This is a genomic window from Pseudarthrobacter sp. J1738 (assembly GCF_050490315.1).
Classification (GTDB): domain Bacteria; phylum Actinomycetota; class Actinomycetes; order Actinomycetales; family Micrococcaceae; genus JBNPEO01.
Genome location: NZ_JBNPEO010000003.1, coordinates 295,250 through 308,550, shown reverse-complemented (window position 1 = coordinate 308,550; position 13,301 = coordinate 295,250). Strand labels below are relative to the sequence as shown.

Annotated in this window: 14 protein-coding genes; 6 read left to right on the top strand and 8 right to left on the bottom strand. The window is 57.9% G+C overall.

Features of this window, described 5'->3' with window-relative positions; genetic code table 11:
* Positions 1–15 precede the first annotated feature (15 nt).
* Positions 16–675, top strand: coding sequence for a GNAT family N-acetyltransferase (locus ACQR35_RS07280; RefSeq protein WP_430269648.1), 660 nt, complete (start codon positions 16–18; stop codon positions 673–675).
* Here ACQR35_RS07280 and ACQR35_RS07275 read toward each other — a convergent pair.
* The 3 genes from ACQR35_RS07275 to ACQR35_RS07265 form a co-directional block, all read right to left on the bottom strand.
* Positions 672–2,006, bottom strand: coding sequence for a PhoH family protein (locus ACQR35_RS07275; RefSeq protein ID WP_430267032.1), 1,335 nt, complete (start codon positions 2,004–2,006; stop codon positions 672–674). The two genes, ACQR35_RS07280 and ACQR35_RS07275, sit on opposite strands and share 4 nt — an antisense overlap.
* A 327-nt stretch (positions 2,007–2,333) precedes the next feature.
* A complete protein-coding gene (locus tag ACQR35_RS07270; RefSeq protein ID WP_430266928.1) occupies positions 2,334–3,011 on the bottom strand; it encodes a YoaK family protein in 678 nt (225 codons plus the stop codon).
* Between the two features lie 3 nt (positions 3,012–3,014).
* Complete coding sequence (locus ACQR35_RS07265) at positions 3,015–3,776, bottom strand: isoprenyl transferase (RefSeq protein WP_430266927.1); 762 nt, start codon at positions 3,774–3,776, stop codon at positions 3,015–3,017.
* Between the two features lie 258 nt (positions 3,777–4,034).
* Between ACQR35_RS07265 and trhA the strand changes: the two genes are divergently transcribed.
* Positions 4,035–4,661 carry a PAQR family membrane homeostasis protein TrhA gene (gene trhA / locus ACQR35_RS07260; protein ID WP_430267031.1) on the top strand — a complete coding sequence of 209 codons (627 nt, stop codon included), beginning with the start codon at positions 4,035–4,037 and terminating at the stop codon, positions 4,659–4,661.
* 28 nt (positions 4,662–4,689) lie between these two features.
* Here trhA and ACQR35_RS07255 read toward each other — a convergent pair whose 3' ends face one another.
* Positions 4,690–4,986, bottom strand: a complete 297-nt coding sequence (locus ACQR35_RS07255) for a hypothetical protein (protein WP_430266926.1) — start codon at positions 4,984–4,986, stop codon at positions 4,690–4,692.
* 62 nt (positions 4,987–5,048) lie between these two features.
* Positions 5,049–5,978 (bottom strand): mycothiol conjugate amidase Mca, encoded by a 930-nt coding sequence (gene mca, locus ACQR35_RS07250; protein WP_430266925.1) that lies wholly within the window; start codon positions 5,976–5,978, stop codon positions 5,049–5,051.
* Positions 5,979–6,062: 84 nt separating this feature from the next.
* Here mca and ACQR35_RS07245 point away from each other — a divergent pair, with 84 nt between their 5' ends.
* Together ACQR35_RS07245 and greA are read left to right on the top strand one after the other, a co-directional pair.
* Entirely contained in the window at positions 6,063–6,527 is a 465-nt protein-coding gene (locus ACQR35_RS07245) for a DUF4307 domain-containing protein (protein WP_430266924.1), read from the top strand.
* 199 nt (positions 6,528–6,726) lie between these two features.
* Positions 6,727–7,221: a transcription elongation factor GreA gene (greA, locus tag ACQR35_RS07240; RefSeq protein ID WP_430266923.1), complete on the top strand. Its 495-nt coding sequence runs from the start codon at positions 6,727–6,729 to the stop codon at positions 7,219–7,221.
* A 98-nt stretch (positions 7,222–7,319) separates the two neighbouring features.
* Here the strand turns inward: greA and ilvA are convergent, their stop codons facing one another.
* The 3 genes from ilvA to ACQR35_RS07225 form a co-directional block, all read right to left on the bottom strand.
* Positions 7,320–8,561: a threonine ammonia-lyase gene (gene ilvA / locus ACQR35_RS07235; protein ID WP_430266922.1), complete on the bottom strand. Its 1,242-nt coding sequence runs from the start codon at positions 8,559–8,561 to the stop codon at positions 7,320–7,322.
* Complete coding sequence (locus ACQR35_RS07230; RefSeq protein WP_430269647.1) at positions 8,558–9,766, bottom strand: AI-2E family transporter; 1,209 nt, start codon at positions 9,764–9,766, stop codon at positions 8,558–8,560. The genes ilvA and ACQR35_RS07230 overlap by 4 nt, the downstream gene beginning before the upstream one ends.
* A gap of 75 nt (positions 9,767–9,841) precedes the next feature.
* Positions 9,842–10,834 (bottom strand): aldose 1-epimerase family protein, encoded by a 993-nt coding sequence (locus ACQR35_RS07225; RefSeq protein ID WP_430266920.1) that lies wholly within the window; start codon positions 10,832–10,834, stop codon positions 9,842–9,844.
* Between the two features lie 147 nt (positions 10,835–10,981).
* Between ACQR35_RS07225 and galT the strand changes: the two genes are divergently transcribed.
* Complete coding sequence (gene galT, locus ACQR35_RS07220; protein ID WP_430269646.1) at positions 10,982–12,100, top strand: galactose-1-phosphate uridylyltransferase; 1,119 nt, start codon at positions 10,982–10,984, stop codon at positions 12,098–12,100.
* Positions 12,101–12,102: 2 nt separating this feature from the next.
* A complete protein-coding gene (gene galK / locus ACQR35_RS07215; RefSeq protein ID WP_430269645.1) occupies positions 12,103–13,263 on the top strand; it encodes a galactokinase in 1,161 nt (386 codons plus the stop codon).
* Positions 13,264–13,301: the final 38 nt, after the last annotated feature.

Here is a 13,301-nt window from a genome sequence, read left to right as displayed (position 1 = left end):
CGGTAGGATCCTTCAATGACTTCCCTGACCGAGCTTTGGCCACCGTACCAATTACAACTCGAAACGCCTCGCCTCACTCTGCGTGTGATTCGCGATGAGGACTTGCCCGCTGCGTTTGATGCGGCGCTGAGTGGAATTCACGCACCGGATGCTATGCCCTTTAGTAGCCCGTGGACCCAAGTGCCACCGGAAGAACTCGGCCCCAACATGGCCAAATGGCACTGGCAGTGCCGCGCAGGAATGCGTCCGGAATCGTGGACCCTCTTGTTGGGCATCTGGTTCGAAGGAAGACTTATTGGTTGCCAGGACATCGGCGCCAAAGACTTTGACACACTGCGCACTGTCAGCACAGGATCGTGGCTCAGCCAATCCGCACAAGGCCAAGGGCTTGGCAAAGAGATGCGTGCCGCCGTCGTTAGTTATGCCTTTGATTACCTCAAAGCAGAGGCGGCCGAATCCGAGGCTGCAGCGTGGAACGCTTCCTCGCTCGGGGTCTCCAAAGCGCTGGGCTACGGGCTCAATGGAACTTTTCGTGACAGCTGGGAAAAGGGCAAGTTCACTCAAGTCCAGCGCGTCATCCTTACACCCAAAAACTTTGTTCGCCCGGACTGGACGCTCAAAGTTCAAGGGCATAAGGCATTCGCAAAATTCATCAACCCTGCAGAAACTCGCTAAATCTCAGCGCCTTCAAGAAGCTCCGTGACCAGAGCTGCAATCGGCGAGCGCTCGGAGCGGGTCAGGGTGATGTGCCCAAAGAGCGGGTGCCCCTTGAGTGTCTCCACCACTGCTGCAACACCGTCATGCCGGCCCACGCGGAGGTTGTCGCGCTGGGCGACATCGTGGGTAAGGACAATCTTGGAGTTTTGCCCAATCCGGCTCATCACCGTCAAAAGGACGTTCTTCTCCAGTGACTGAGCCTCGTCAACGATCACAAACGAATCATGAAGCGAGCGGCCGCGGATGTGGGTTAGGGGAAGGACTTCAAGCATTCCGCGGTCCATCACTTCTTCCACCACTTCCTGGGATACAAGCGCACCCAAGGTGTCGAACACGGCTTGAGCCCAGGGGTTCATCTTCTCGGACTCAGAGCCGGGCAAGTAACCCAGCTCTTGGCCGCCCACTGCGTAGAGCGGACGGAACACCACAACTTTGCGGTGCTCTCGGCGTTCCAGGACCGCTTCGAGGCCAGCACACAGGGCCAATGCCGACTTACCTGTACCGGCACGGCCACCAATAGAAACAATGCCCACTTCTGGGTCCATCAGCATGTCGATCGCCAGACGCTGTTCAGCAGAGCGGCCGTGCAGACCGAACACGTCTCTGTCCCCCTTGACCAGCCGTACCTGCTTGTCAGCACCCACCCGGCCAAGAGCCGAGCCGCGGTTGGAAAGCAAAACCAGTCCGGTGTTCACTGGCATCTCTGCCGCAGCTGGAATAAACGCCGGTTCGTGGCCGTACAAGGTGGCGATTTCATCCTCGTTGGCATCAATTTCTGCCATGCCGGTCCAGCCAGAGTCCTTCACGAGCTCATTGCGGTATTCCTCGGCGAGCAGTCCCATAGCCGAGGCTTTGACGCGCATAGGAAGGTCCTTGGACACTACAGTGACGTTCCGGCCCTCGTTGGCTAGGTTCTTGGCAACCGCCAAAATGCGGCTGTCATTGTCACCGCCCCGGAAACCAGCTGGCAACACCTCAGCCGAAATGTGGTTCAACTCAACGCGCAGCGATCCGCCCTCTTCCCCGAGAGGGATCGCCTTGTTGAGTCCGCCGTGTTCCACCCGAAGATCATCTAGGAGCCGGAGCGCTTTGCGAGCAAAGTAGCCCAGCTCCGGATCATGGCGTTTGGATTCCAGTTCAGTGATAACAACAATCGGCACAATCACTTCATGCTCGGCGAACCTCAGCAGCGCTCTCGGATCCGAGAGCAACACCGATGTGTCTATAACGTAGCTACGAGCAGCCACGGCGGCTTGTGCCCCCGCTGAGGATTGCTTTTGAGAAAACAAAGAACCGGTCACAGCCTCGTTGGCCGTACCGGTTCCGTTCTGACGCTTGGTGGTGCCTCGCTTGGCGCGAGAGGTAGCTTTCTTGCCCTGTTCTAGTCCTGCTTCAGGCTGCACTTCAGAAATAGCCACATCGACTCCAGCCCCGGGCTCACACCCGGATTTGTTATTGGTGAGGCGGCTCGGCCATGAGGCCGGACGCGGCCTCAACAATCTTTGGTGCGATCATTCGCTCCATCGTTGGCCTCCCCGATCAGCTGACGTTGGTGTCTGCCGATATTCCTAAGGTATGGCTCGAAAGAAAAAATCGCGGTATTCGTACTCAGTGAGTTACGTTTCGCTCGTGTGAATTTGTGGTGAACGGACGCGAATGAATTTCTCTCCCCAGGCCGCGATCAGCATGGCCAGAACCGCGAACCACAGGGAATTCAGCCCCGCCGCTCCATAGGCAAGGCCGCCCAGAATGGAACCAGCCGTCAGAGCCAGCCACAAATAGAGGTAGCGGACCCAGCCTCGGCCTTTTTCTCCACTGAGCCTGGCCGCAATTCTCTGCCCCATTTTCACGAGTGTCCCGGTCATGTAGGTCAGACCAATGCTGACTTCGCCGTCGCGCTCAAAAACCACATTCTCGGTGCCCATCGCTAGGGCCATCATCGGTGGGATCAGCGCTATCAGAAGCGGCGGCGCGTCAAAAGTGTGGAAGGCTGCGGCCAGTGCCAAAATCGCCGCAATACACAAAAGGATCACCATACGTTTGCGGCGGGGCACGGCTCGGCGCACTAGTGAGCCGCCCACAACGCCAGTCAAAAATGCTGCTACCAGGCCAATCGCCAAGCCGAAACCAAGCCATGAACCCCCAGCCAACATGGCACCGGCGCGAGTGGAGTTTCCGCTCATAAATGAGACGAAGTACCCGCCCATGTGTATAAAGCCCAAGGCATCAACATAGCCAGCCAAACAGGCCAGCACTGCTGCTAAAACGATCTCTGTTCGGTGATGCTGTTCCAATGTTTAGGAGCCAAATCGTCGTTGGCGGCCCGCATAGTCACGCAGAGCACGTAGAAAATCAACTTTGCGGAAGGCTGGCCACAACGCCTCACAAAAGTAGAACTCGCTATACGCGCTTTGCCACATCAAAAACCCGGAGAGCCTTTGTTCGCCCGAGGTTCTGATCACTAAGTCCGGGTCCGGCTGACCGCGGGTATATAAGAACTTTGAAATGTCATCAACACTCAGGGAATCAGCCAGCTCGAGGATATCGATTTTGCGCTCTACAGCATCGTGGAGAAGTTCTTTAACAGCGTCCACAATCTCTCGCCGGCCACCGTAGCCGACTGCAACATTGACGTGGAGGGCTTCCCGGGCTGGTGTTCGAGCCGTCAAGCGGTTGAGTCTTTCGGCAAGGTAGTCCGGCAAAAGTTCCGGGGCACCCATGGCGTGGACAGAAATGTTCGCGTCTTGGTCCAGGCGGTCCAAGGTGGTGGCGATGATGCCCATCAGCTCATCGAGTTCCTCAGAGGAGCGGCTCATGTTGTCCGTAGAGAGCATGTAGAGCGTGACTACTTTGACGCCGAGCTCTTCGCACCAGCCGAGGAATTCGTGGATTTTGTCCGCACCGGCCTGATGACCTTGGCTGGTGGGCGCATTGAACTGACGCGCCCAGCGTCGATTACCGTCCACCATCACACCAATGTGGTTCGGAATTCTGTCCGCGGGGAGAGACCGGAGGAGTCTGCGCTCGTAAAAGCTATAGAGAAATCCGGGCAGTTCCATCCGGCGCGCACCTGACTTTCTGGATTTTTGGCTGAGCTGCTGCCCCTCAGAAAATTCTTGGGGCTGATCCTGAATATAGGCTACCCGCAGGAGCGGCCACCGCTCGACTACTCATCGGTAACTTACCCAAACGTAGGTTATTCTAAGAGAGTGAGTAGCGCAGAAAAAAACAGCCAAAACTTACCTGCCGAATCAGTTCCAGTAACGGGCGCCAATAAGCCTCTCGATGCCACGGCCCTCACTTTGGCTGAACTGCTGATGATCAAACCCAAGTGGCGCGGCTGGATCCATACCGTGGCGGCGCCTTTAGCGTTGATCGCCGGAATAGTGCTGGTGGTTCTGGCACCGAGGACGGATCTCAAGGTTGCCTCCGCCGTCTATGCCGTCACCGGTGTGCTGCTCTTTGGTGTGAGCGCCGTGTACCACCGCGGAAATTGGACCCCACCGGTGAAAAAGATTCTCAAACGGATCGATCACACCAACATCATGCTGGTCATCGCCGGGAGCTACACCCCGCTGGCTTGGGCGCTGCTGGAACGGCCCAAGGCAGTGTTGTTGCTGTGGCTCATCTGGGGCGGTGCCATCCTGGGCGTTTTGTTCCGGCTCCTATGGCTGGGAGCACCGCGTTGGCTCTACGTCCCCATCTACATTGCTCTAGGCTGCGGCGCACTCTTCTACATCCCAGACTTTTTTGCCGTGAAACCGGCCAGCGCCATTTTGATCTGCGTTGGCGGTGCGTTCTACATTCTCGGGGCAGTGTTCTATGCCATGAAAAAACCCAACATCAGCTTCCACCACTTTGGCTTCCACGAGCTCTTTCACGCGCTGACGGTCCTAGGCTTCGCAGCCCACTGCGTGGCAATTATGCTCGCAGTGCTCAGCTAAGCGCTCTGGAGCTGGACGGCCCTGCGACTTACGCCTGAGGATCCTTAAGGGACGACGGCGATTCACCCAATTCGCTGGCAGCAGCGTCTTGTTCACCACGCAACTCTGCTTCGCGTGCCTCTTGCACTTCACCGCGGTACCGCACTCTACGAATGCGCTTCACCATGTCTACGATCAGGAACGTTGTGAGGATCACAATAAAGGCTGTCAGCAAAAACCCGAGCAGACCAGGTGTCACTTGGTCTTCCGAGAGCCCCGGTCGCAGAGTGCCGGAGGGGCTAGGCGTCGGAGTGTTCGTAGCCAAAAACACAAGCAAGTTATGCACTAAAAAAACCTTCTGTAGGCAGCGGGTCCGCTGGAGACAATTCTACGCGGGATAGAAAGTTCTCAGGCCTGCGGGGTAATACCAGCGAAGAAGTCAGTTTCGGGTACTTGGGTATCCACACGCGCGTGGATCAAAGAGTAGTCTTCCCACGGCCATGCGCGGCGCTGCATTTCTGGGGAAACAGCAAAGAAGAAACCCTCTGGGTCAATCTGCGTGCGGTGAGCCCGGAGCGCGCTGTCGCGCTGTTCAAAGAAGTCGCCGCAGTCGATTTGAGTAGTCGTGGGGTGAGACGGGGCCGGAGGCATGTGGCCGTCGGAATCCGTCTCGAGCCACGCTGCTAACCGTTCCGCGTAGGGCGACTGCAATCCTGCATCCTCCAAGGCGAAGTGCAGGGCACGGAATCGTTCGGGGCTAAAAGCGCGGTCGTAGTACAACTTGAACGGCGCCCATGGTTCCCCCAAGCCCGGGTACTTCTGCGCGTCACCGGCTGCATGATAGGCCTCCACCGCCACCTTGTGCGCCATGATGTGGTCAGGGTGAGGATAGCCGCCGTTCTCGTCGTAAGAGATGATCACGTGCGGTTTGAAAGAGCGCACCAATTGCACCAAAGGTGCGGCCGCGCGTTCGAGTGGTTGAACGGCAAAACTTCCCACGGGCAGCGGAGGCAGGGGATCCCCTTCGGGCAGGCCGGAGTCCACAAATCCCAGCCAGCGCTGTGAAATTCCTAGTGCTGCAGCAGCATTGGCCATTTCGGTCCGGCGCGCACCAGCCATGTCCCGTTTGGGGTGTGGGTCTGATTCCATGGCCGGGTTCTGAATGTCTCCGCGCGAACCATCGGTGCATGTGGCAACAAGAACTTCGGCCCCTGCGGCAGCGTACATGGCCATCATCGCTGCACCCTTGCTTGACTCATCGTCCGGGTGGGCGTGGACAGCCAGAAGCCGGAACCCACTCTTGGGTCCGATGATTTTAGCGCTGCTGGACGGCGTCATAACAGACGACTCCTCGGGGTACAGGCGCCGGGCCGTGTGGCATCGGCGGTCTTAGCTTTGTGGAAGGCAAACTAAGCTGGTGTGGTGACGACGCAAGAAGACCCGGTTTTGACCAACCCAGCAGCTACCAGCCTAGCCAATCGCTACGGCTCCCCCAAGCGCGGGCTAGCCGGGTTAACTGCAAAGTCCCGCAAATTCATCATCATGATCGCAGTGATCTTGGGTGTGTTGTTTATGGCCTGGGTTGCTACAAGTTCAGCTGTGGCCCCAGTTTCAAGCAAAGATATCAGTTACACGGCAAATGACCCCACCCAGACCGAGGTGGAATTCCAAGTCACCAAAGACCCTCAAGCCACAGCCCAGTGCGCCATCAAGGCTCTCGACTCGAGCTTTGCTGTAGTGGGCTGGAAGGTTGTTGAGCTGGGACCCAATGGCACCGATGTGGGGTCTGACGGCGGCCGGACCACCATTACACGCGTGGGTGTCCGCACCGAGTCACCCGCCGTTTCCGGTGTGGTTGATCAGTGCTGGATTAGTAACAAAGGCTAAATTCCCGCCCGGCTGGCTTGCTGCGAAAGTGACAAAGATTGCATCTAGCTTGGGTTTATCCAAGCGATTGCCTACACTGTAGGGATACCTTTGCCCCGCTGGGCTGGCTACCGAAACCGCTTGAGATTGTTTCTCAGCGAATTTTGAATGGCCAACCACGGCGGGGTCTTTGCTTGTTAGTCCCTAAGAGGAGTTCTCCGTGTCAACGACCAACAACGCCCAAGCGGCTTGGCTTACCCAGGAAGCGTTCGATCGCCTCACGGCTGAGCTGGAGCACCTTTCCGGCGCCGGCCGTGCTGAGATTGTTCAGAAGATCGAAGCTGCGCGCCAAGAGGGTGACCTGAAAGAAAACGGTGGCTACCACGCCGCCAAAGAAGAGCAAGGCAAGATCGAGGCCCGGATCCGTCAGCTCACCGCACTGTTGCGTGATGCTCAGGTTGGCGATACCCCGGCCGATGACGGAATCGTGGAGCAAGGCATGATTGTTGTTGCCAAGATTGCTGGCGACGAAGAGACCTTCCTTTTGGGTTCGCGTGAAATTGCTGGCGACTCTGACCTCGATGTGTTCTCGGAAAAGTCCCCGCTGGGTGCAGCCATCATTGGCCACAAGCAGGGTGACACCCTTTCCTACGTCGCCCCTAACGGCAAGGAAATCACTGTAGAGATTGTTTCTGCCAAGCCGTTTGTCGGCTAAACAGCCGTTTGTGGGCTAAACAAATTTAGTAGTCCAAACGCAAGACGCCGGGCCCCGATTGTTGGGGCCCGGCGTCGTGCTTTAAGCGTGTTTTGGTGCTAGCCCACCACGATCGGTTGGAACCCTTCTGCTCGCAGGGCGTTCAGAACTACCTCGGAGTGTTCATGCCCCTTGGTTTCGAGGTTCACCGTGATGGAGACGTCGCCCATGGAAATCGAGCCACCCACGCGTGTGTGGTCCAGTCCTGTGACGTTGGCGTCGTTCTCGGCGATGATGCGTGCAATGGTTGCCAAGGATCCGGGCCTGTCATCGAGCATCATCCGAATGGTCATAAACCGGCCGGCTGCTGAGAGACCACGCTGGATCACTTTGAGCATCAACATCGGGTCAATGTTGCCGCCTGAGAGGATCACTGCAGTAGTTCCAGGGTTCTCAATCTTGCCGTCCATCAACGCTGCCACACCCACGGCACCGGCGGGTTCAACAACCATTTTGGCCCGTTCAAGCAAAAAGATCAGCGCCCTAGCCAGTGAGTCTTCGCTCACCGTGACCACGTCATCAACCAGCTCCCGGATGATGCTGAACGGCAGCTGTCCGGGGCGGCCTACTGCAATACCGTCAGCCATGGTGGAAACCTTTTTGAGCGGCACCAAGGCGTCGGCAGCCAAGGATGGCGGGTAGGCTGCGGCGTTCTCTGCCTGGACACCGATAATTCGGATTTCGCGGCCCAATTCGCGGGCACGGCTCTTGATGGCCACCGCCACACCGGCCAGCAGACCACCGCCACCAACACCCATAAGAACTGTGTCCACGTTGGGTACTTGGTCTAGAACTTCCAAGCCCACGGTTCCTTGGCCTGCAACAACGTCCACGTTGTCGAAGGGATGAACAAACACTGCGCCGCTCTGGTCTGCGAAGCGTTGTGCCTCGGCGAGCGCCTCATCCACGTTGTGCCCGTGGAGGACTACTTCAGCACCGTGGCTGCGAGTTGCCGCCAGCTTGGGCAGGGCAACACCCATCGGCATGTAGATACGGGCCTTGATGCCCAATGACTTGGCCGCGACTGCCACACCTTGAGCGTGGTTACCGGCTGAGGCTGCCACCACTCCGCGCTTTTTTTCATCTTCGGAGAGCCTGGCCATCCGAACGTAGGCGCCACGGACTTTGAAGGAACCAGCACGCTGAAGGTTCTCACACTTGAAATAGACCTCGCCCCCGGTAATGCGGCCTAGGGCGCGGGAGGATTCAACTGGCGTACGGGTGACAATGCCGTCCAGGAGTTCTTGAGCCTTGAGCACATCCGCCAAGGTCACTTGCAACGATGAAAGATCTAAAGTCATTCGGGGCTCCCTGAAGCTGCGGTCTCGCTGGTAATCGAATCGTCTCCAATTTTTAGGGCACTCGGCTGTTTTGCTTCACTGGCAGCAACGGCGTCTTTCTCCCACTGCCGTGCGGCGATGTAACGCACAGCTGAATTTACGACGGCGAGCAGCGGCACCGAGAACAGCGCACCGGGGATCCCGGCCAAGTAGGAACCGGCGGCTACTGCCAGGATGACGCCTACCGGGTGCAGGGAAACAGCTTTGCCCATCACGAGTGGTTGGAGGATGTGGCTTTCGAGTTGCTGCACGGCCAGCACAATGATCAACATAATCAGCGCATTTACCGGTCCGTTGGCAACGAGTGCCAACAACACGGCGACGGCACCGGTGACCAAGGCGCCCACCACGGGGATAAAGGAGCCAAGGAAAACCAGGACGGCCAGTGGCAGCGCAAGGGGCACTTGGATAATGGCAGCACCTACCCCAATACCTAGGGCGTCCACTGCAGCAACAAACATCTGGATGCGAACATAGCTACCGAGTGAAACCCAGCCCTTACGTCCTGCACCATCAGTGGCGGCACGTGCTTGGCGCGGCATCAGGCCCACCAAAAAAGCCCAAATTTTGGAGCCTTCTAGCAAGAAAAAGATCAGGACAAAGAGGGCAATCAATAAGCCTGCAGCAAAGTGACCGGCACTGCTACCAAAGGTGAGTGCGCCGCTGACAATCGAGTTGCTGTTGTTTTGGAGTGCGTTGCTTGCATCCTGAATGTACTTATCGATCTGATCCGCTGTCAGGTGCAAGGGGCCATCTTGGAGCCACGTTTGGATTTGCTGCACTCCATGAAGGGCCTCAGCCCACAAGTCGTGGAAACCGACGGTGAGTTGGCGTCCCACTAAAGCCAAGGCTCCGACGATCAGCACTACAAATCCCACTATCGTCAGAGCAGTGGCGATGCCCCGCCGTTTGACCTTAGTGGTGAGCCAGTTGGTGACAGGGCTCAACAGCGCAGAGAGCAGCGCAGCAACCATGACGGGAATAACGAGGAGTGAGATCTGACTTAAGAGCCAAATCAATCCCCCACTCACAATAATGATCAGGCCGATACGCCATGCCCAAGAGGCCGCGATACGAACCGCGTTCGGGACATCCTGAGCCGTGTGCTTTAGTGGGCCTGTGGACGGGCCGTTACTGTTTGGCGGTAAAGATTCCAACTGCGTCATACGTTAATAGTTCACCAGCGAGCGCTCAACGCGAAATGACGTCCATTCTGTACTAGCGGTTTTTGATCGCCGACACTACAGCTGAGCCTGAATTCCCCACGTCATGGAGAACTGTGCGCCAGCGGCAACCCAGTTGAGCCCTTCGCCTGAATTGAAAGCATTTGCAGGACCTGTCATGGGTTCAACGGCAACAGCGAAAGTCCGTCCGGGGAATCCGTTGGTGACATATATATGCACGTACTGGCATGTTTCGTCTTGCCAGAGCGAGACGGTGCGTCCAGCGGGATCAGCCAGCGTGGACACTGCGCGCCCATTTGTGAACTCCAGGTCGGTGATGGCCACATCAATATCCAGCTCCCCGACGACCTTTCCTGCGCGAAGATCAAAGTCACCTGAAACGGATTCGGAGCTGCGGGGAATCAATCGCTCGTCAGCCACCAAGCGGGTTGCGCCGGGGACGGTCAAGGTCACGGTTGACGGATCCACATCTCCTAGGCGCAAATAGGGGTGAGAACCCAAGACCACTGGAGCAGGGTCAGGGGTGTCGTTGATCAGTGTTTGCTGAACTTCCAGCCCACCCTCGGCTGCCAATGCGTACTGCACGCGGTGGCGAACCAAAAAAGGGTAACCATGTTGAGGGAACACCGTTGCTTCGAGAGTGACAGAGTGCTCGCTTTCCTCAACGAGCGAATATCCGGCATTGCGCAAGAGGCCATGGCTCGCATTGTTGCGAGAAACTTCGGTGATATCCAGCTGCTGCTTTTTGCCGTTGAGCAACCAGACGCCGCCATCTACCCGATTGGCCCAAGGTGCTAACGTCACACCGCTGGCACCAGGCGGGATCTCGTCGTCGGCGTAAGTCTCAGTGAGCTGTACACCGTTTTTGCTATAGAGCCGCAGGCTCGCGCCGAGCTCGGCAATAACCGCGAGCTCTTCGCCGCGGCGCAGCTCAAACTGGCGGCCAGTGGCAAAACGGCGCACGTGAGCAGCCTCGCTGCTGGTGCTGGATTCGGTTGGATCGTTACCCTCATGCATGGCTATACCGTACCGTGTTAGCCCGAAGCCCATGGGCTCTCCTTCGAGAAATACGTGGTTACAAAGGAAACAAAATGTTATATTTTGTTAGAAATTATTCGTTTCTGCTCATTGCGGTTCTGTGATGCACTCGCGTTGTTGGGAGCTCCACATGGTTCCGCCGTCTCGCTAAGGCCGCTTATGACTTCGATTACCAGCACTCGTATGGCCGATGGCCGGGAGCTGATTTACTTTGACGCTGCGCCCGGTGCCGATCGAAATTACCCAGACCTTCGGGACCTCGGCGCCCGGAGTAAGCCGGGTGAGGTTCGTTTTGACGCCCTGAGCGGCGAGTGGGTTGCCGTCGCCGCACACCGGCAGAGCCGCACACACTTGCCACCAGCAGATCAGTGCCCCATCTGCCCCACCACCCCCAACAATGCAACCGAAATTCCGGCTCCGGACTACGAGGTTGTCGTCTTTGAGAACCGCTTCCCTTCCTTGGGCCCAGATCAAGGCGAGATCCCACAGGCGCCTGTATGGGGCACCCGTGGAACCGCTTTTGGTCGCTGTGAGGTTGTCACTTTCACCCCAGAACACACTGGTTCCTTCGGCGGGCTGAGTCACGAGCGTGCTCGAACCGTGGTGGAGGCTTGGTCACAGCGGACAGCTGCCCTGTCAGCACTGCCCGGCATCAAGCAGGTGTTCCCCTTTGAGAATCGTGGCGCCGACATCGGCGTCACACTCCACCACCCGCACGGTCAGATTTACGCTTACCCGTACATCACCCCGCGCGGAGAAGTACTCGCCAAAGCGGCGCGGAAATTTTATGACGACTCCGATGGGCGGGAGACGCTCACCGGTTCCATTTTGCGCCAAGAACGTAACGACGGTTCCCGGATCATTCTCGAAGGCGAACACTTCAGCGCCTACGTTCCCTTCGCCGCCCGTTGGCCCCTGGAGGTCCATTTGGCACCACACCGGCAAGTCGCAGACTTCGCTGGTCTAAGCGGTGAAGAAAAGGACGAGCTCACTTTCTTGTACCTGCAGCTTCTGGGCAAGGTAGACAACCTCTACCCCACCCCCACACCGTACATTGCTGCTTGGCATCAAGCTCCAGTAGACAATCACTTCCGCCCTGCGAGCTACTTCCACTTGCAATTGACCTCCCCGCGCCGCGCTGCAGACAAACTGAAGTTCTTGGCCGGCTCCGAGGCCGCCATGGGCGCGTTTATTAACGACACAACCCCGGAGAGCGTTGCAGAGGCCTTGCGCAACGCACCCACCGAGCCCCGCACAGCAGCACAGAAGGGTGCCTAGTTTTGGTAGAGAACTTCAATGATGAGAGCCTTGTGCGCGAATTCGAGGCTGTCTTCGGTACTGCACCGGATGGTCTATGGCAGGCACCAGGCCGAGTCAACCTGATTGGCGAGCACACCGATTACAACGAGGGATTTGTGCTGCCGTTCGCTATCGACAAGGTGGCCCGTGTTGCAGTTCGGCGCCGTGACGACAACGTCATTCGCTTACTGTCCACCTACGGCGATCAGGGGGTCACCCAAGCTCCGCTGGATGGTTTGGAGCCGGGCGAAGCTCACGGTTGGACCAAATACCCGCTCGGTGTTGTGTGGGCTTTGCAGCAGCGTGGCATCAATGTTCCGGGCTTTGATCTGCTCTTGGACTCCACAGTTCCGCTGGGTGCCGGGCTGTCCTCTTCCCACGCGATTGAATGCGCCACGATCACGGCTCTCAATGACCTCACGGGTGCAGGCCTGACCGCAGAGGAAATGGTGCTAACCACTCAACGTGCCGAAAATGACTTTGTGGGCGCTCCCACAGGAATTATGGACCAGTCAGCATCTCTGCGCGGAGCAGAAGGCCATGCGGTGTTTTTGGACTGCCGCGATCAGCACGTTGAGTTAGTCCCCTTTGAAGCTGCACCGGCAGGCCTGGTGATGCTTGTCATCGACACCAAGGTTGCCCACTCACATGCTGACGGTGGTTACGCCTCCCGCCGCGCCGCATGCGAGGAAGGCGCCCGAGTGATGGGCGTCCCCGCGCTGCGCGATCTGGACGTCTCGGCTCTGGATGAGGCACAGTCCAAGCTCGATGACGTGACCTTCCGGCGGGTCCGCCACGTGGTCACCGAAAACGATCGTGTACTGCGCACCGTTGAAAAACTGAGGGCAGAAGGCCCGACGGCGATCGGCGCCCTACTGGATGCCAGTCACGTTTCCATGCGGGACGACTTCGAAATTTCCTGCCCCGAACTAGATCTTGCTGTGGACACGGCGCGTTCCAACGGCGCTATTGGTTCACGGATGACTGGCGGCGGTTTTGGCGGGGCAGCGATTGCCCTCACCCCGGCGGGTGAAGAAGAAAAGGTACGTACCGCCGTCGTACAGGCCTTTGCCGAAGCGGGATTTACGCTACCGGACATCTTCACTGTGACTCCGGCGGCTGGCGCACAGCGCAACCGCTAAGCGCGCGTCCACCCAACAAAAGGGAAGGGCACCAACCA

Bases quoted from the DNA above. Each gene is read 5' to 3' on its own strand.
- ACQR35_RS07230 (WP_430269647.1), bottom strand. From the start codon at position 9,766: ATGACGCAGTTGGAATCTTTACCGCCAAACAGTAACGGCCCGTCCACA.
- mca (WP_430266925.1), bottom strand. From the start codon at position 5,978: ATGACGCCGTCCAGCAGCGCTAAAATCATCGGACCCAAGAGTGGGTTC.
- ACQR35_RS07280 (WP_430269648.1), top strand. From the start codon at position 16: ATGACTTCCCTGACCGAGCTTTGGCCACCGTACCAATTACAACTCGAA.
- ACQR35_RS07225 (WP_430266920.1), bottom strand. From the start codon at position 10,834: ATGGGCTTCGGGCTAACACGGTACGGTATAGCCATGCATGAGGGTAAC.
- ilvA (WP_430266922.1), bottom strand. From the start codon at position 8,561: ATGACTTTAGATCTTTCATCGTTGCAAGTGACCTTGGCGGATGTGCTC.
- trhA (WP_430267031.1), top strand. From the start codon at position 4,035: ATGATCAAACCCAAGTGGCGCGGCTGGATCCATACCGTGGCGGCGCCT.
- ACQR35_RS07265 (WP_430266927.1), bottom strand. From the start codon at position 3,776: ATGGAACTGCCCGGATTTCTCTATAGCTTTTACGAGCGCAGACTCCTC.
- galT (WP_430269646.1), top strand. From the start codon at position 10,982: ATGACTTCGATTACCAGCACTCGTATGGCCGATGGCCGGGAGCTGATT.